At 48.6% G+C, this 17,590-nt stretch carries 17 protein-coding genes; 8 read left to right on the forward strand and 9 right to left on the reverse strand.

What is annotated here, in order from left to right; translation table 11 throughout:
• Positions 1-127: 127 nt before the first annotated feature.
• From B9A14_RS09650 to ytvI, 3 genes are read left to right on the forward strand one after another with little or no spacing between them, the layout of a single operon-like run.
• A complete protein-coding gene (locus B9A14_RS09650; RefSeq protein ID WP_084665493.1) occupies positions 128-1,159 on the forward strand; it encodes a lysylphosphatidylglycerol synthase transmembrane domain-containing protein in 1,032 nt (343 codons plus the stop codon).
• A complete protein-coding gene (locus B9A14_RS09655; RefSeq protein ID WP_084665494.1) occupies positions 1,156-2,841 on the forward strand; it encodes a phosphatidylglycerol lysyltransferase domain-containing protein in 1,686 nt (561 codons plus the stop codon). The genes B9A14_RS09650 and B9A14_RS09655 overlap by 4 nt, the downstream gene beginning before the upstream one ends.
• Positions 2,842-2,883: 42 nt before the next feature.
• A complete protein-coding gene (gene ytvI, locus B9A14_RS09660; RefSeq protein WP_084665495.1) occupies positions 2,884-3,990 on the forward strand; it encodes a sporulation integral membrane protein YtvI in 1,107 nt (368 codons plus the stop codon).
• On the opposite strand, the gene B9A14_RS09665 is transcribed toward ytvI, so the two are convergent.
• Positions 3,987-5,231 carry an LCP family protein gene (locus B9A14_RS09665; protein ID WP_084665496.1) on the reverse strand — a complete coding sequence of 415 codons (1,245 nt, stop codon included), beginning with the start codon at positions 5,229-5,231 and terminating at the stop codon, positions 3,987-3,989. The two genes, ytvI and B9A14_RS09665, sit on opposite strands and share 4 nt — an antisense overlap.
• Before the next feature lie 201 nt (positions 5,232-5,432).
• On the opposite strand from B9A14_RS09665, the gene B9A14_RS09670 reads away from it, so the two are divergent.
• Positions 5,433-5,654 carry a Sec-independent protein translocase subunit TatA/TatB gene (locus B9A14_RS09670; protein WP_084667105.1) on the forward strand — a complete coding sequence of 74 codons (222 nt, stop codon included), beginning with the start codon at positions 5,433-5,435 and terminating at the stop codon, positions 5,652-5,654.
• Between the two features lie 24 nt (positions 5,655-5,678).
• Here B9A14_RS09670 and B9A14_RS09675 read toward each other — a convergent pair whose 3' ends face one another.
• Entirely contained in the window at positions 5,679-6,404 is a 726-nt protein-coding gene (locus B9A14_RS09675; protein WP_084665497.1) for a polysaccharide deacetylase family protein, read from the reverse strand.
• Positions 6,405-6,551: 147 nt separating this feature from the next.
• Here B9A14_RS09675 and B9A14_RS17190 point away from each other — a divergent pair, with 147 nt between their 5' ends.
• The 4 genes from B9A14_RS17190 (at position 6,552) to B9A14_RS09690 (ending at position 8,592) form a co-directional block, all read left to right on the forward strand.
• On the forward strand, positions 6,552-6,701 hold the full coding sequence (locus B9A14_RS17190) for a hypothetical protein (protein ID WP_157109905.1): 150 nt from the start codon (positions 6,552-6,554) through the stop codon (positions 6,699-6,701).
• A 43-nt stretch (positions 6,702-6,744) separates the two neighbouring features.
• A complete protein-coding gene (locus B9A14_RS09680) occupies positions 6,745-6,987 on the forward strand; it encodes a hypothetical protein (protein ID WP_084665498.1) in 243 nt (80 codons plus the stop codon).
• Positions 6,984-7,361, forward strand: a complete 378-nt coding sequence (locus tag B9A14_RS09685) for a type II toxin-antitoxin system PemK/MazF family toxin (RefSeq protein WP_084665499.1) — start codon at positions 6,984-6,986, stop codon at positions 7,359-7,361. Before B9A14_RS09680 ends, B9A14_RS09685 begins: the two co-directional genes overlap by 4 nt.
• A gap of 400 nt (positions 7,362-7,761) precedes the next feature.
• A complete protein-coding gene (locus B9A14_RS09690; RefSeq protein ID WP_084665500.1) occupies positions 7,762-8,592 on the forward strand; it encodes an SPL family radical SAM protein in 831 nt (276 codons plus the stop codon).
• Positions 8,593-8,680: 88 nt separating this feature from the next.
• Here B9A14_RS09690 and gltX read toward each other — a convergent pair whose 3' ends face one another.
• The 7 genes from gltX to B9A14_RS09725 all read right to left on the reverse strand — a co-directional run bounded on the left by gltX (position 8,681) and on the right by B9A14_RS09725 (position 17,416).
• Positions 8,681-10,132, reverse strand: a complete 1,452-nt coding sequence (gene gltX, locus B9A14_RS09695; protein WP_084665501.1) for a glutamate--tRNA ligase — start codon at positions 10,130-10,132, stop codon at positions 8,681-8,683.
• A gap of 50 nt (positions 10,133-10,182) precedes the next feature.
• Entirely contained in the window at positions 10,183-11,331 is a 1,149-nt protein-coding gene (locus B9A14_RS09700; protein ID WP_157109906.1) for a glycosyltransferase family 4 protein, read from the reverse strand.
• Positions 11,332-11,347: 16 nt separating this feature from the next.
• Positions 11,348-13,627, reverse strand: coding sequence for a vitamin B12-dependent ribonucleotide reductase (locus tag B9A14_RS09705; RefSeq protein ID WP_084665503.1), 2,280 nt, complete (start codon positions 13,625-13,627; stop codon positions 11,348-11,350).
• Between the two features lie 49 nt (positions 13,628-13,676).
• Complete coding sequence (locus B9A14_RS09710) at positions 13,677-14,381, reverse strand: two-component system sensor histidine kinase NtrB (RefSeq protein WP_084665504.1); 705 nt, start codon at positions 14,379-14,381, stop codon at positions 13,677-13,679.
• A 61-nt stretch (positions 14,382-14,442) separates the two neighbouring features.
• Positions 14,443-16,161, reverse strand: coding sequence for an ABC-ATPase domain-containing protein (locus tag B9A14_RS09715; RefSeq protein ID WP_084665505.1), 1,719 nt, complete (start codon positions 16,159-16,161; stop codon positions 14,443-14,445).
• A gap of 37 nt (positions 16,162-16,198) precedes the next feature.
• A complete protein-coding gene (locus B9A14_RS09720) occupies positions 16,199-16,390 on the reverse strand; it encodes a hypothetical protein (protein ID WP_084665506.1) in 192 nt (63 codons plus the stop codon).
• A 93-nt stretch (positions 16,391-16,483) separates the two neighbouring features.
• Positions 16,484-17,416, reverse strand: a complete 933-nt coding sequence (locus B9A14_RS09725; RefSeq protein ID WP_084665507.1) for a D-alanine--D-alanine ligase — start codon at positions 17,414-17,416, stop codon at positions 16,484-16,486.
• Between the last annotated feature and the right edge of the window lie 174 nt (positions 17,417-17,590).

The following is a 17,590-nucleotide window of genomic DNA, read 5'->3' on the forward strand; positions in this document are numbered from 1 at the left end:
ATCAAAGGTAGCGAGCCCCTTTCTACTATGGTATAACATAAGGAGTGGATAAATCAAAAAGCTAGAGCAAAATGATTATGGTTTATATCATGGTTTACATCATTGAACCGTAAGAGGTATTCCATCTATGATGCAGGGTAAAGAGCCTATCTTTGTCATTTCTCGGTTTAGACTATTATACATAGTCATCCTCTTTCTTGCCGCTGTTCTTATAGCTATTCGCTTAGGCCAGGCGCAAGAGATCTGGCGGGTGTTCCAGCGCGCCAATTGGGCTTGGATTGCTGTTGCCGCTCTCTTGCAAATAGCACTATTAGTAAACCAAACCGATCTGTATAAAAGTGCTTATCGAATGGTTCAATTACCACTTAACTTTAAAGAACTTTTCCTTTTAGTGACATCCGCTGCCTTTGTTTCTGCGGTCGTTCCGGGAGGTACCATTTCCGGAGCAAGCCTGATGATTTACGACGGCCTACGTCAAGGCTGGGAGGTTTCCCGGATACTGATGGCCAATTTCATCTTCTACCTCTTTGACTATTCGGCCTTCCTGGCCCTGTTGGTGGCGGCTTTACTTTATCTTTTCTGGCGGGGCAGTTTACAACAATACGAAATCATGGCTACTGCTTTCCTTTTAGCCCTAGTGGGCGGGTTATTTGCGGTACTCTTTTTTACTGGTGCCCGACCAGCAACTGTTTTAAACCTGATCCGACGGTTGAGTCGTCTGGTCAGCCGCCTCTTTCCCAAAGTTGACCAGCATCTCCCGCCTTGGGAAAGTAAGGCGGAGGAGTTCGTTGGGCAGTTATCCAAGGCCTTGAAAGCTGCCGGTTATAGCCGGCCGGCTCTATTTCAAGCGGTGTTTCATGCTCTCTTGATGGATGGTATCTCGCTATTACAGGTACAAGCCCTATTCCTTGCCTTTGGCCAGGCTCCGGGCCTGGGTCGTCTCATTGCCGGCTACGCCATCGGAGTCCTGTTCATGATCGTCTCCATCACCCCGCAGGGGGTGGGTGTTGTGGAGGGAGCCATGACCACGGTTTACATCTCGCTAGGGGTCCCGCCCGAGCAAGCCGTCCTGGTCACCTTTAGTTACCGGGCGCTTAGCTTTTGGCTACCCGTCCTTCTGGGCTTTATGTTCTTGAAAAAGGTGGTGGTAAGGGAATGAGCGACAGCTTTCCTAAGGTTTCCAGACCCCACCTGGCTGCTTTCCTGGTGGGCTTGTTAGGGCTGGGTAACATTCTTTCCGCCTGGCTTGTACATCACCCGGCTCGCCTTTTCTGGCTCAAGCAACACCTCCCCTGGACGGTCCTGCGGGTGAGCTGGCTAGGTAACGTTTTTGCGGGCAGTGCAGAGCTTTTCCTTTCCTGGAGCCTGGTACGCCGCAAGACCCAGGCCTGGCGCATTGCCGTGTTCATGCTCCTGATATCCGCTATAACCAGTCTCCTGCGCGGGCTAAACTACGTCCAGGCAGGGGTTAACTCTGCTATCCTGGCGATCCTGCTTGCTCTCAAGTCCGAGTTTACCGCGGCCAGTGACCCGCCTTCGGTGCGCTACGGCCTGGCCGTCCTGGCCGGCACCGTACTTTTCACTTACCTTTACGGGCTCTTCGGCTTTTACCTGCTGGATAGGCACTTTCATCAGCGCTTTGACCTTACCGAAGCCTCCCGCCAGACCGTGGCTTTTTTGACCTGGTCAAGCACACCGGCCCTGGAAAGGCCCAACCGGCTGGCCCGCTGGTTTCTGGATTCCCTGGCCGCCATTCAGGCACTGGGCATAATCTATGGATTGACCATGGTCCTGCGCCCGGTAATCTACCGCCATACCGTGCTGCCGGCGGAAAGGGAAAGGGCGGCCGAGATTGTGCAAAAATACGGCCGCTCTTCCCTGGCTCACTTAACTCTATTACCTGATAAGGTATACTACTTCAGCCGTTCCGGAAACAGCTTTGTAGCTTATGCCCTGGTGGGCAACGTGGCCCTGGTGCTGGGTGACCCCATCGGGCCGGAGGAAGAGATACCCCAGATTATTGCTGAATTCACCGCTTACTGCGGCAGGAACGATTGGTACCCGGCCTTTTACCAGGTCCTTCCGGATTACCTACCTGCTTACGAAGCTTGTGGCTATAAAGTCCTCAAAATTGGGGAAGAAGCAGTGGTAGACCTGCACCACTTTACTTTGAGCGGTAACAGGCAAAAAAGCCTTCGTCAGGCGGTGAACCGCATGGTGCGCAAGGGTTATACTACAGAACTTATTCTTCCTCCTTTGAGTGACGAGATTTTAAGGCAGCTAAAAGAGGTCTCCGACCAGTGGCTAAGGAGGCAAAAGGGTGGGGAAAAAAGGTTCTCTCTGGGTTGGTTTGACCCGTCTTACCTAAGGGGGTGCCAGGTCATGGTGGTTAGGGATGCCGAGGGTCACATTCTGGCTTTTGCCAACATCATCCCGGAGTATCAAAAAAGGGAGGGAACCATTGACCTCATGCGCCGCAAGGATGGAGAAAATGGCCTGATGGATTTGATGTTTGTGCGCTTAATCGAGCACTTTAAAAAACAGGGGTACGACACCTTCAACTTGGGTCTCTGTCCTTTGGCCGGCGTAGGCGAGGCCCCTGGGGCCAGCCTGCAGGAAAGAACCGCCCACTTTTTCTACCAGCACTTTAATAAACTTTACGCCTTCAAGGGACTACGCCGCTTTAAAGAGAAATTTGCTCCCCGCTGGGAGCCGCGCTACCTTGTATATCCCCACCACCTGCTGCTACCCAAAATCGCCCTGGCCGTGGTTACAGCTAACGCGGGAGGTAGTCTATTGAGCTACGCCAAAGCCTGGTGGGAAAAACGCAAGTCAACCTGAGACGAACCCCAACCTTTTGCCTTAAGGAGGCCATGGTGAAAAGTGTCAGGGCCATCAAATCATTATACTCGCCTCTTATACATGCTTTTAGTAATTTTAATAACAGCAGTAGTATTTATCTTAACCTTTTACTACCTTTTTCCTGCTGTAGCCACAATAGTAAAAAGCTTAGTTTCTGTCTTATTGCCTTTTGTTGGGGGTGCCTTGTTAGCAGCTATAATTGACCCTATAGTTAATTTTTTGCAGCTGCGCTTCCATTTTCCTCGCACCTTGGCTACCCTAGCAACCCTTTTGCTCCTTCTTTTTTTGGTAACCTGGGGAATCTTTATTCTTATATCCAGTTTGGTTGCTGAAATCCAGTCGCTAGTATCGAACTTGCCCTTACAGGCACAAAACTTTGCCTTTATCTTTCAGGAGTTTTTAAATCGCTTGCAGCAGCTATACCCTTTTAAAGATAGCTCGCCCCCTGGCTTCTATGAGACTTTCCAATCTGCTCTTAACAACACAGCATTAACTGCTAGGGAAGTTTTAGTAAGAGCTTTAAAGGCTCTTTCCGTTTTCTTAAGTTCCTTACCCGAAATGTTTATTATGCTGCTCATAACTTTAGTATCTGCCTTCTTTTTCAGCCGGGATAAAAATCTGGTATTGGAGAACTTCTATCTAATTATCCCACGCCGCTATCGGGAACGCGCACTAAAAATACTAGAGACCTTTAGCCGTGCTGTTATAGGATTTCTTAGGGCAGAAATATTTTTAATAAGCCTCCAGACAGCCCAATGCATCATTGGGCTGTTGCTGCTTAGAGTTAACTATGCCCTTGTCTTTGCTTTCCTTATTGGCTTATCAGATTTCTTGCCTATAATAGGGCCCGGGGCCGTGTTTATACCTTGGATTGCTATAGAATTGATCACAGGACATTATAGTTTAGGAATAGCCCTGCTAGTGCTATATGGTTCTGTAATTACCCTGCGCCAGATATTGCAGCCCAAGCTTGTAGCTGTTAACCTGGGCCTATACCCTCTTACTACTTTGATCGCCCTTTATACTGGATTAAAACTACTAGGAGTAGTGGGCCTAGCCCTGGGCCCCCTTACCGTGGTAATCTTCAAGACGATCTTAGCTTCCCAAAGTACCTCTAGAGATGATTAATTATGTTTCTCTAAAATCGGGGTCGCCTTACCTTTATCTTCTTCAACCTGTTTCGGGCTATTGCCATTATTAGGTTTACTAGTTGTGCTACTACTGCTGTTTTGGGGAGGAGAAACTTGCGGCTTGGAAACTGCCTTTTTGTTAATAGGCGCTTCTAGCTGGGATAGATTTTCTTTAAGAGGTTTATTGGCTTCTCCGGTACTAACTGGAGTAACGGCAGGTGCTTTCTGGGCTACCTTGGTTTTTAAGGTACCTTTATAAGCTGGGGTTAGAGGCTGGTTAGCAGGTGCCGGAGCAGCCAGCACAATTTCCTTCGTTGTTTCCCCGTACTCGAATAAAGCGTGGGCTACTTGGCGGGCTAGTTCGGGCTTGACTCCCCAATAACTTATACCGTTTATAGTCAAAAAATAGCCCGGTAAGGTTTGGCTAACTACAGTTATGTTTTTAAGATCTATCATTGTCTTGGCTATAGCCAATAATTCCTGAAGGCTTATATTGGTCTCTACGTTTTTATAGATTTCAGGCAAGAGCCAGGGTAATTTAAGTAAAGTTGCCGGTTGCATGGCTTGCTGGACCAGCGCCTTAAGAAGTTCTTGCTGTTGCCTAGTACGGTCAATATCGCCCAGTGCTTCCTCCCGGAAGCGGACAAAGGCTAGGGCTTGGTGGCCATTTAGGTGGTGGACCCCTTTGGAAAGTCCAATTTTGTACTCCGGCCCATCGGTGGGGTCATAATAATACATATCGCGGGGTATGTTTATAGTTACTCCACCCAACAGGTCGATAATATTGATAAAGCCTGTCCACCGCACCAGTACATATTTAGATACCGGCACGCCTATAAGCTCAGACACTATTCTAGCTGTTAATTCAGGGCCACCGAAGCTCAAAGCGGCGTTAATCTTGTCCTTTCCATGTCCAGGGATAGTAACTAAAGTATCGCGCGGGATCGATAAGAGAGCTAATCTGTTCCCTTCCATATGAGCTACGATTATAGTATCCGTATTTCCCCCTGTTTCACCTGGGCGGGCATCACTTCCCAAAAGCAAGATATTAAAATAAAGAGACTTGTTCTCTCCTGAATTCCCCGCTTTAGCTCCTATTTCCTCATTGGGTGGATTGGGGGGCTGGAAGAAAGTTTTTGCGGCCAGGAAGAATCCCGCGCCTACACTTACGATACTAGCTGCTATAAGAGCAATTATTAGTTTTTTTAAACGCTCGATCCCCATTATTAAATTTATCATCCCTACCCTAATTTTTCCCTTTTCCACCTTTTAGTTAACACTTTAAATGGAGTATGGTCAACCTAATCTGATCCTGCTCTTTCCCTTAATTTCATCTTTTATGTTATGTTCCCTTTGCTTTTTGTAGGAGTTATACTTTTTAGGAGGGAAACTCAAGCTTTTTTTAAACTAAAACCCGAAAAGGAAAGGTGGGAGTTAAAAATGTTTGATATAGGGTTTCCTGAATTGATGCTTATCCTCACTTTGGTTTTAATATTTTACGGTCCCGGTAAACTGCCAGAGATAGCGCGTTCTTTGGGTAGAGCCATCAGTGAATTTAAAAAGGCTGCCTCAAATCTTGCTAGTGAAATAGACACAGCTACAGATAAAGAAAGGGTGGCTAGCGCTGACGCACAAGGTAGTGATTCTGTCAAGGGCCGATAGGAATAGCAGGAAATTGGAACGGTACTAGAGGCGTTTTGCCTTTCTGGTGTCCGTCGCTACGGAGGTATGGGGTTGGGGCGATGTTGGCTGCTCCTTCAGGGAAGCGCTTGTCCCGGCTGCAGCTCGAATGAGGGCGTCTAACTCAGCTGGCGTAATTGCTGGGGAACCTGCGTTAACCCTGGGCAGGGCATGGGGGTTGCTCTTGCGGGTAACGACCCCATAATGGGTAGTAAAGATAAGTTTAAAACCAGCGTCGGCAGCAGCTTGGATGGCTGTCTGTCCGCCGGAACCAAAGGGAAGGGCCAGGGCATACACCGGCTGCTGTAAATGGTTTTCTATTTCTTCTCGGGAACGCTTCAGGTCTTGGTAGACCATATTTCTATAATTGGTTATACTTTGACCCTTCAGAGGGCTCTCGAGGAGGGGACCGTTTTTACCGTTGGCCAAGAGACCGAAGCTATGGAGATTGTAAGTGTGGGATTGGGTAGTAATGCCAGCGGAGGCCATCTCCTTAGCCCCGTCCCAGCTATAGTGCTGGAGGTTGCCCAATTTCTGGCCCACGTATTTAACAATGGCGAAGGCTACGGCCGGCATATGTCTTTTGGCTAATTCCGGGAAGGCATACTGGTGGACACTCTCATACCCATCATCAAAGGTAATGAGTACGGCGTTGTCGGGTATGGGGCTTCCTTCCAGAAAATCGAGCAGCTGTTTCAGGGTGATAACATGGTAACCCCGAGAGGCAAGCATATCCAGGTGGTGTGAGGCACTCTTCTGGCCGGGTGAGAAGCAGGAGAGGATTTGCCCTCAATGCCGACAGAAAAGTAAGGAGCGGAGGCGGGAGAAGGAACGGCAGCGCAAAAGGTATATCACCCCCAAGGTCGCTTTTTCAACACGGTGAATCAGGCCAAAAAACGAGGCAACATAGGCCCGGAGAAGGCAGAGAGGCTGAAACAAATATGCCGGGAAAAGGGAGTGGAGGTCGCTCGGCAGGAATATGACCGCCTGAAGAGGATTAAAGACAATCTTCGTAGAATAATACTATAAGCATACGGCAGGGTTGCCGATAACCAGAAGGAGGTACTTAACCTTGAGCGTACCCAAAGATGAGCTACACCGCTTAGTAGAGGCCCTGCCCGAACAGGAAACCCGTGTCGTAAAGAGATTCCTGGAGTTTATACTGAGCAGAGCCCAGGCCGAAGATAGGGCCTGGCTGGAGGCCGATCTAGGGGAACTGCCTCCGTATGATTGGGGACCAGAGGGGCCGCCCAAAGGAAAACCCGTGCAGTATAAGCCAGGGGTTGGCTTGATAGTTGAGGGGGGCAAGCAGTGACGGGCGAGGCGGTAGTACCAGGGGATGTGTTATTAGTTGCCCTTCCCTCCCATGAACCGAGAGGACATGAGCAAGAAGGGCTCAGACCTGCTATTGTGGTAGGTATTCCCTGGGGGCCTGTCCGCTACCCCGTGGTTATTGTGGTACCTCTCACAACGCAGAGCGGTATTTGGGCCAGGGAAAACCCAACCCTGTATTTCCCCTTGCCCGCTGGTGTTGGGGGGATCCCCAAGGCTTCCATAGTCTTAATTGACCAGGTGCGGGCAGTCGATGTCCGGCGGGTACGGGCTTACCTTGGTACTCTGGAAGAAGCAGTATTCGAACCCATTCTTAACGCCCTGCTCAGGCTCTTCCGCAAGGAAGGTTCGCCATAGGGTATATTTGAGACTGTCCAGCCCGAGGGATAGGGGGTTAAAAGAGGCTGCTGCAACCGTGCTGCAACCCGGCTGGAAAAACCCGAAATTAACGGGTACTAATTGGAAAGTCGAAAGGCCGGAAACCTAATAAAATGAACCGTTCCGGGAGGTAGTGAGACGTGGTGGAAAGGCTAGCTTACAACTCTGGATCATGTTGTCCTGGTTCGAATCCAGGTCCCGCAGCCAATCTTAGAATCAAAGCTTCTAGCCTCCGAAGGGTGCCCAAGAATTCAGGGGGCACTGGAGTAAGGGAGGCTAATTTTATTATATACTGAGCCCTTAAATTTTGGACTTGGTATAACAATAAGAATGGCAAGTAAAATCACTTAAAGAGACAAAGGATCGGGGTAACTGAAAGATGTCCAAGGTGGCACTACGCACAACTTATTGTCGAACGGCCCTAAACAGGACCGGTATCCCAGGTTACTGTTATTGCCTTAACCCCTATTTTGGTTGTTCCCATAGTTGCCGTTATTGCTATGCGGACACGGTGCTTCATTTCTCTGCTCATGCGGAGAAATGGGGTGAATTTGTAGCCGCTAAAGTGAACTTCCCGGAAGTCCTGAGGAGCGAGCTACGGCGGAGGCGGAGGCCCCTGGGTAAGATTATCTTAGGTACCGTTACCGATGCCTACCAGCCTGCGGAAGCGGAGTTCGGCCTTACCAGGGCCTCCTTGGAAGTTTTTGCGGAGAGACAACCGGATATAGAAATTGACCTCCTCACTAAGTCCGACCTTGTGGTACGGGACGTGGATTTGCTTAGGAAGCTAAAAAATTGTTCTGTCGGCTTTACGGTAACCACTTCTGACGATACCGCTGCGTGTGTGCTGGAGCCTGGCGCCGCTCTACCATCGGCGCGCCTTAGGGCCGCGGGACGCCTTGTTGCTCAAGGTATAAACGTATGGGCTTTTATAGCACCCATACTTCCCGGGGTGAGCGATGCCCCAGGGGCTCTGGAAGATCTTATAGCTACGCTTAAAGATACTGGAATTAAGGAGGTTTTTCTAGATCCTTTGAACCCGTACCCGGTATCGATAGAACGTCTCAGAGCCGCCTATCAAAAAAGGCTCCCCTGGGCGTTAAAATATTTGGAACAGTATCTTTCTGACCCCCACAGGTACTTGCAAATACTGAGAGAAAGGCTAAGGTCTCTTTCGCGAAAGTACAGCTATGACTTAAAGCTTGGGTAACCAGGGACGACCAGCCCGTAGCAGAAGACTACTACGGGCTGGGTTGTTGGTCAGGTTAATGAATATACCCGGATAATCGGTGGGGTTGTTAAGCTGATTGTAAATTATATCTTATCCAGGCGATGGCCTGTTCAAGGCGAGCGATCACCTTATCTTTCCCCAGAAGCTCTAGAATATCGAAGAGCCCTGGTCCCATGGTACGGCCCGATACAGCCAGACGAGTAGGATGGATAAGTTGGCCCGCGGGGATGCCTAATTCCTCTGCTAGATCGCGGTACGCCTTTTCTGTGGTTTCCTTGGTAAAGGGCTCAAGAGCCTTAAGCCGTTCCTTGGCCCGTTCCAGAAGATCTGCCGTACCAGGAGCAGCGAAGAACTTACGCACCCCTTTTTCTTCGTACTCCGTAATGTTGGCAAAGAAGTAAGAGGCCGCATCAGCTACTTCGGCTAAAGTTTTCACCCGGTCGCGGACGGCAGCTACCACCGCGCGAACATAAGGATAGTTGCCCTCGGGTAAAGGATCGGGTATAAACCCTTTAGCTTGCAAGAAAGGAATGGCCAAACGGGTTATTTTATCTAGGTCTAGGGTACGTAAGTAATGACCGTTTATCCAGGTGAGTTTTTTTGTATCATAAATGGCAGCGTTTTTAGACACCTTCTCTAATGAGAACTGCCGTATAATCTCTTCTAAGGGGAGGATTTCCTGGTCCCCTTCCGGTGACCATCCTAAAAGAGAGAGATAGTTAATTAGGGCTTCCGGGAGGTATCCAGCTGTTCGGTATTCTTCTACGGAAGTAGCACCATGTCGTTTACTAAGCTTTGTACGGTCGGGAGCTAAAATCATAGGCACATGGGCGTATACCGGCAAATCGTATCCCAAGGCCTGGGCCACCAGGATCTGCTTAGGAGTATTGGAAAGGTGTTCTTCGGCTCTAATAACATGGGTAATACTCAGGTCGTGATCATCTACCACCGTAGCGAAATTATAGGTGGGTATACCGTTAGATTTAATAATGATAAAATCATCCAGAGTCGAATTATCAAATACTACCTCTCCCCTGACCACATCTCGTACTACCGTGGTCCCTACGGTAGGTACCTTAAGCCGTATAGCGGGTCGTCTACCCTCATCTTCTAAACGACAACGTTCCTCAGGGGTAAGGTCACGGCAACGACCATCATATGCTGGTGCCCGACCTTCTGCTTGGGCTTGTTGACGGCGGGCGGCTAGCTCTTCTGGGGTACAATAGCACAAGTAGGCCTTACCTTCTGCTAGCAAGGTTTCCGCTGCCTCGCGGTATAGCTCTAGACGTTCTGATTGGAGGTAGGGCCCTTCATCCCATTCCAATCCCAGCCACTGTAATGAGCTTAAGATTTCCCGGTAGGATTCTTCTGACGACCGTTCCAGGTCGGTATCATCAATGCGCAGGATGAAACTTCCGCCATGTTTGCGGGCAAAGAGCCAGTTAAAGAGGGCTGTACGGGCACCCCCAATATGGAGGCTCCCGGTAGGGCTGGGAGCAAACCGTACACGTACGCTCAATCTACATTCACTCCTCTCGAAGTGCGCTCAAGGTGACGAAAACCTCATACTTAGTCAGTTTTACTTCTGCTTATTAACTCTTTATAAAAGCCCAACAATCGTTGGGCCATCACTGCAGAAGAAAACTGGCAGACATTTTCCCGGGCTCGGACGCCCATGCTTTGGCGCAAGGGCTCATTACAGATTATATCCTTAACGGCCTTAGCAAAGACTTCTTCCCTTGGGGGAACTAAGAACCCATCTACGCCGTCCTGTACCATATCTTTTACACCATAGGCGGATATAGCAACTACGGGCAGCCCGGCCGCTTTGGCTTCTGCGATTGCTAAGCCTTGGGTTTCGGTCATAGAAGAAAATACAAAAAGATCGGCGCCCCGGTAGATATTGGGCATTTCTTCAAAGGGAAAAGCTCCTAGAAAATGAACTGCTTTTTCTATACCAAGTCTCGCCACTTCCAAACGTAATACCTTTTCCCAAGGCCCGCTTCCTACTAAGACCAAATGGGCCTGGGGAATGGATTGCCATACGAGGGCGAAACTTCGCAAAAGGAATTCCAAGTTTTTTTCCTTACCCAAACGTCCTACATGAAGAAGGATTATAGCTTCTTCCCCCAGCCTCGTATATCTACGTAACCACGTAGGGTCTGCCTTCTCAAAAGCAGATAAATCAACGCCTGTGGGAAGGACCTCTACCCGGGTACGGACGCCGGAACTCTGCAAAAAAGAGGCGATCTCCCTGGAGGGAGCAATAACTAGATGGCAGCGATTACAAAACCATATGGTGTAGCGGCGTACTAAAGAGCGCGCAGAGGCCGGGGCTAAAGGAAAGTAATGGATATATTGGTCATAAAGGGTGTGATAAGTACATACTAGTGGTAATCCTAATCTTAAAGCGGCCCGCGCCCCTAGCTGGCCCAGAAGAAAAGGAGAATGAACGTGCACTAGTTCCACTCCTAGACGCCTTAGAGTATTTTTTAACCCAGGTGCCCAGGGAAGGGCTATAGCGAATTCCTTAAAATTGGGAGCCCGGAAGGAGGGAAAACGAAAGATATATTCCTCCGTCTCTTTTTCCCCGTAACTTGGGGCAAAAATATAGATCTTATGGCCAGCTTCTCTAAGTTCTTGGGCGAAAGTATCGATGGAACGGACAACCCCGCTACGATAGGGCCGATAACTATCGGAGAAAATAGCTATATGCAAATTTACAGAGCCTCCACTATCCACACTTACTAAAACCGCAGGTACAGGTAACGCACCCCTCTTGGTACCGTAGGGGCGAGCCACATTCCGGACAAATACCCTTCTTAATTAGTTCTTCTTCCCTATTTTGTCCCCTATTCTCCTTATCACAATTCTCTTTAGTAGCGCTAACCTCTTCTAGAGCTGCTGCGATACTGCTTGCGAGATGGGGTCCATATTCTTGCCAATTTTTAAGTTCTTGGGCCAGGACCCGGCCGATGATGTCAGGGCAGGATTTGCCAATTATGTCTTTATCAGTAGCCCGTCGGCGCATGTAATTGGGACAGCTTACAGAAGTAAGCTGGTCGATAATAGCCTCGGGAGCTATGTTAGCCCGGAGGGCTAAGGAGATGAGCCGGCTTACTCCCTCGGTAAAGCCGCTACACCCGCCCGAAGAACCGGTAGTGATAAAGGTTTCGATGAGCCCCTCCTGGTCGTAGTTTACAGTAATATACATCTTACCGCAGCCGGTTTTAACCTGTTCCGTCACCCCTATAGTACGCTTGGGACGGGGTCGTGGATAAGTTTTAGAAGGCTGCTTCGGGTGGTTTTCCTGGGATTGGGTACCCGTGACATATACCTGGCTTTCCCGGCTACCCGAACGGTATACTGTAACCCCTTTGCATCCCAGCTCATAAGCTAGTTCAAAAACTCGACGCACGTCTTCTTTAGTAGCAGTAGGCGGGAAATTGACGGTTTTAGATACGGCGTTATCTGTGGCCCGCTGGAAAGCTGCTTGCATTCGGATATGCCATTCCGGTGCAATCTCCAGGGCGGTTACGAAAACCCGCTTTACTTCCGGAGGGATTTCGGCTATATCCCGAACATTACCTGTGATAGCCACCCGGGCGATGATTTGCTCCGCCTCTTTAGGGGAGAAATTTGAGCGGACATATTCTTCAAAGACCGGGTTCACCTCGGTTAAGCTTGTACCATCTAGTACGTTCTTAGTGTAGGCTAAAGCGAACACAGGTTCAATGCCCGAAGTGGTTCCGGCAATCATACTTATAGTACCTGTAGGGGCTATAGTTGTACAGGTGGCATTTCGCCGTTTTTTGCCCCGGTAGATACTTTTTTCAATGTTAGGGAAGCTCCCTCGCTCTTCAGCTAAGCTTTCCGAAGCCTTGACCGCTTCCTTTTGAATGAAAGACATCAATTTATACCCTAGATCCACCGCTTCTTCGGAGTCGTAGGGGACCTTAAGTTTAAAGAGCATGTCCGCCCAACCCATGACTCCTAAGCCTATCTTGCGGTTGCCCCGCACCATCTCGGTGATTTTTTCGATGGGGAACTGGTTCACCTCGATTACGTTGTCTAAAAAGCGGACCGACCAGTAAACGGTATCGGCCAGCTTGTCCCATAAAATTCTCCCATCCTCCACCATGTGGGAGAGGTTAATGGAGCCTAAGTTACAGGCTTCGTAAGGTAGGAGAGGTTGCTCACCGCAAGGGTTAGTGGCTTCGATCTCTCCAAGCTCAGGGGTAGGATTGCCTTCATTTAAACGGTCCAGGAAAATTATACCCGGCTCACCGTTGGCCCAGGCATGGCTTACAATTTCATCGAAAACTTCCCGGGCCTTAAGTTTCTGATATACTTTACCCCCAAACTTGAGTTCGTAGTAATCATCCCGAGCCAAAGCTTCCATAAATTCCTTGGTCAAGGCTACTGAAATGTTAAAGTTGGTGAGCTCGTTGTTGTCCTCCTTGCAACGTATAAATTCCAATATATCAGGATGATCTACCCTCAAGATCCCCATATTGGCGCCTCGACGGGTACCACCCTGTTTTATGGCTTCGGTGGCGGCGTTAAATACCTTCATAAAGGAAACAGGACCTGAGGCTATACCGCCGGTAGAACGTACAGGGCTATTTTTGGGGCGCAAGCGAGAAAAAGAAAAACCGGTGCCACCGCCGCTCTTGTGGATAAGGGCAGCATCTTTGAGAGCAGTAAAGATAGCTTCCATACTGTCTTCTACAGGTAGAACAAAACAGGCCGAAAGTTGCCCCAACTCGCGGCCCGCATTCATTAAAGTAGGGCTGTTAGGTAAGAAATCTAGACTGGTCATGAGGGTATAGAAACGCTCTATATATTCTTCTAGCTTGTCCTCTGATAGATTAGGATTAAGCTTTTTTTCTGCAAAAGCTACTGCCCTAGCTACCCTCATGAACATTTCTTCCGGCGTTTCTACAGGGACGCCGTTTTCTTTCCGGAGGTATCTTTTTTCTAAAATTAACCTCGCGTTTCGAGTTAGCTTCATGGTCTCCCTCCGAGTTATCTACAAATTTATCCACATTATCCACTAACTGTCAGGGCAATGGTAAATAAATACCGAAGCAACTTCCTTCTCCTACTCGGCTCGAAACCTTGATCTTCCCTCCATGTCCTTCTATTATGCGTTGGCTCAAAGTAAGGCCCAGACCGGTACCATGTTCCTTTGTGGTATAAAAGGGATCAAAAATTTTAGGTAACTGCTCTGGTGGGATACCAGGGCCATTATCCTTGATGCTCACTACTAACATCCTTTCCTCTGGATCTACATGACTTATCACTTGGACTCGGCCACCTGGGCCGGTTGCTTGAATAGCGTTGGATATTATGTTAAGGATCACCTGCTTGATCTGAGCTGGATCTAGGAAAACGAGGGGCAAATTCTCTCCTTTAATAAATTCTAACATAACTTCGTTCATTAAAGCTTCTTGTTCGGCTAAAAGAAGAGCTTCACATATCAACTCATTTATATCGGTTATCTTAAGCTGCGGTTGAGATGGTTTAGCTAAAGATAAAAACTCTTTGATTATATTGTTGATCCGGTCAAGCTCTTCTAGCATTATCTGGAAGTATTCCCGCTCCGGACCTTCTGGATTGTACCTATGTTGAAGAAGCTGGAGAAATCCTCGGATAGAAGTTAAGGGATTCCGGATCTCATGGGCCATCCCCGCAGCTAGTTCACCTACTATAGCCAGTTTTTCCCTTAAATAAAGTTTTTCATCTAGTTCAAAGGTCTCGGCCATGGCGATCACCTCTTTTTAATATCTTCCACGGCCAACAAGATTTTCCTTCAAAAAACTTGAATTATCTCTGAACCACTTTAAGAGTTCGCAATCGGTTGATGGCAGCGGCTATCTCCTGGGGTCGGGGTAGGGCATAATCCCCAGGATGCTGGCCATAGAAGGGGGAGATTATATCTAGGCCTTTTTGGTTGATATCTTCTAGCACAAGTTGTATGAGCTCCCGCAAGGTCCGACGGTTATCGCAGTAGCGCTCCGCTAAGTAGCGGATGATATCGCCAATGGCCCTGGTCTGGGAAGGATCAACCAATTGCTCGACATAGGAGAGGTCGATGTCCTCATAGCCGAAAGTAATCTCCTCCACCCCATGAGCTCGGATTTTAGTTTTTCCTCGCCGCCTGGGGTCGAAGCTTTCTTTTAGAGGAATGCGGGGTCGTAAGCGTCCAAAGGGGCCACCCTCTTGCTGTCGGTGGGTTACAAATTTAACTGCAATCTCTTTGGCCTGGGCTGTCACATCTCGTGGGACATAAGCATCCATCATTATAACAGTATCGGCTACATCGAAGTAGTCCCCGGAACCACCTACTACCATAATAGTAGAAATACCCAGTTCTTTCAACTGTTTAACCCGATCGATGAAAGGGGTTATGGGCTCCTTTTCCTTAGCTACCAGCTGCTGCATTCTATGGTCTCGGATCATGAAATTAGTGGCACTGGTATCTTCATCCAGAAGAAGGAGACTGGTACCTATCTCTAAAGCCTCCATGATATTGGCTGCCTGCGAGGTGCTCCCACTGGCTTCTTCAGTGGAAAAGGCTTCTGTGTTTTGCCCATAGGGTAGATTGTTAATAAAAGGGCTAATATCTACTTTTTCCACTCGGCGACCGTCTTCGGCTCGGATTTTCACCGCATCGGGCACCGTTACCACTAATTCGCGGCCATCTCCAGGGATATGATTGTAGACTCCTCGCTCCAGAGCCCTGAGCAAGGTAGATTTACCGTGAAACCCCCCACCCACGATGAGGGTGATGCCCTGAGGAATCCCCATTCCCCTGACACGTCCGGCATTAGGCGCTTGAAGTTCCACTTCCAGGGTGGGTGGAGAAACAAAAGGGATAGCTTTGTCCGCTGGAAGCGGTAGTTGGCTGATGCCACTTCTACGAGGTAAAATAGAACCATTGCCCACAAAGGCCACCAGGCCTGCTGGTCTTAGCTGCTCCCGCAGGGCTTCCTGGTCTTCAGCTACAGCCACATGGTGCCGCGCTTCCTCTAGATCTCGAGCATGGCGGCAGAGGAGGCCTTCCTCTATAATCCGGGGAACATCACTGAGGAACATCTCAGCTGCTTCGCGGCCTAGGATAGTCCGTCCCCTAGCGGGTAACCCTAGAGACAAGCGAATCTCAATATATTCAGGGGAGATAACCATAGCCGTACGCGGGAGTATCTCCTGACCACCGCTATCGATGTAGAGCAAACCGCTTTTTCCGGTACCCCGGTGTCGGGGACCCAAAGCACGTATAGCCCTAGCTACCCGACGAGCAAGGAAATCTTCTAGGGCTATCCGGCGTACCTTTACAGACCAAAGTTCAGCGGGCCAAGCAGCTTTCTTGTGTTCTACCCGTATCCTCACCCGAGAAGGGCTGGCAAAAGGATCCCCCTGAATATAATCGCAATACAGGGTAAAATAGTCTAGCCGGTAAGCACCGTAGAGCTCTTTATATGCTTTATAACCCTTACCGTCTATAGAATTAAGTACCCGTAGAAGTTGCTCTTTGCTCTTCATTTACCCATCCCTCAAAGCAAAATTAAAGCCAGGCTCTCTAACCTGGTAGCTCTATCCGGGCAGCCGGGGGAGTTATTTCGGCTGGATCCGGTGTTAATTTATATTCTATACTGATCAGCCCCTTGGTGTGAATATGGATATAACGCTTGCAATGCCGACATTTTATTATGATAGTATTCCCTTCTATCTGGCATACTATTTTTTTACACTGGCAGCGGAAATCTTCCACCTGGCCCGCCCCCTAGTTTGGTTTTATGCTCCAACCTTCACAAACTGGTTCATATTTCATTTTATATTTTCGGTACAAGTACTTGCATTCCTTCTATGTTTCCAGGGCCAGGTCTACTATTTTTTGAACCAAGTCGGGGAAACTATAGCCGGCCGCTTGGGCCGCATCAGGCAAGAGACTAGTGGAGGTTAGGCCCGGTATGCTGTTTATTTCCAGAACATAAGGTTCGCAACCACCAGCTACTATAAAATCTACCCGTCCAAAACCTCGGCAGCCTATAAAAGTGTAAGCTTCCTTAGCTATGCGCCGGACTTCGTCCTGGACATCCTGGGGCAATCGGGGCGGAATGAGGTGTTCGCTTAATCCTGGTGTATATTTAGCTTTATAATCGTAGAAACCAGTATGAGAGACGATTTCAATAAGTGGCAGTACTTCGGGTTCCCCGTTACCTAAGATGGCCGCAGTGATTTCTGGACCCTCCAGAAATTTTTCCACCAGGACTCGGTTGTCGTATTGTAAGGCCTTGAAAAGGGCTGGGGCAATTTCTTCCGGTGAGCGGACGACGTAAGTACCTATGGTAGAGCCCTGGGTTGGTGCCTTGACTATAACGGGTAATCCCAATTTTTGCTGGATTTCTTCTAAGGTTTGGGGAAGTTTCTCTCCCTGACACTGGTGGCGAGGAAACATTAAAAAAGGTGCTGTCGGCAGCCCGGCTTGTTGTAATAACTGTTTAGTAACTATTTTATCTATAGTAATGGCGCTGGCCAAGACACCGCTACCAGTGTACGGGATACCTAGAAGTTCTAACATACCCTGTACAGAACCATCCTCTCCAGGCTTACCATGAAGGGCGATAAACACCAAGTCCGGCCGAGAACTTAAAAGATCCAGAGGGGTGCTAGGAGAAAGATCAAGTTTATATACCTCATGCCCTTTACTTAGCAGAGCTTGATAAACCGCTTCACCGCTTTTTAAGGAGACCTCCCTTTCGCTGGATGGACCGCCCATGAGGACTGCTATTTTCATAACCGGGTTTAAGTCCTCCTTCGTTCTATGGTACTAAAATGGATTTATAATACCTATAATACTTAAAGAGGATTTTTACTACAATCTATATTCCATTTTCCCTCGAAGGAAACCTGCTTAGAGCTATAAAATTTCAATGGTTTAGAGCGGAGCCTTGACTATAATAACGAGTAA

Source organism: Thermanaeromonas toyohensis ToBE (genome assembly GCF_900176005.1).
GTDB classification, from domain to species: domain Bacteria; phylum Bacillota; class DSM-521; order Neomoorellales; family Neomoorellaceae; genus Thermanaeromonas; species Thermanaeromonas toyohensis.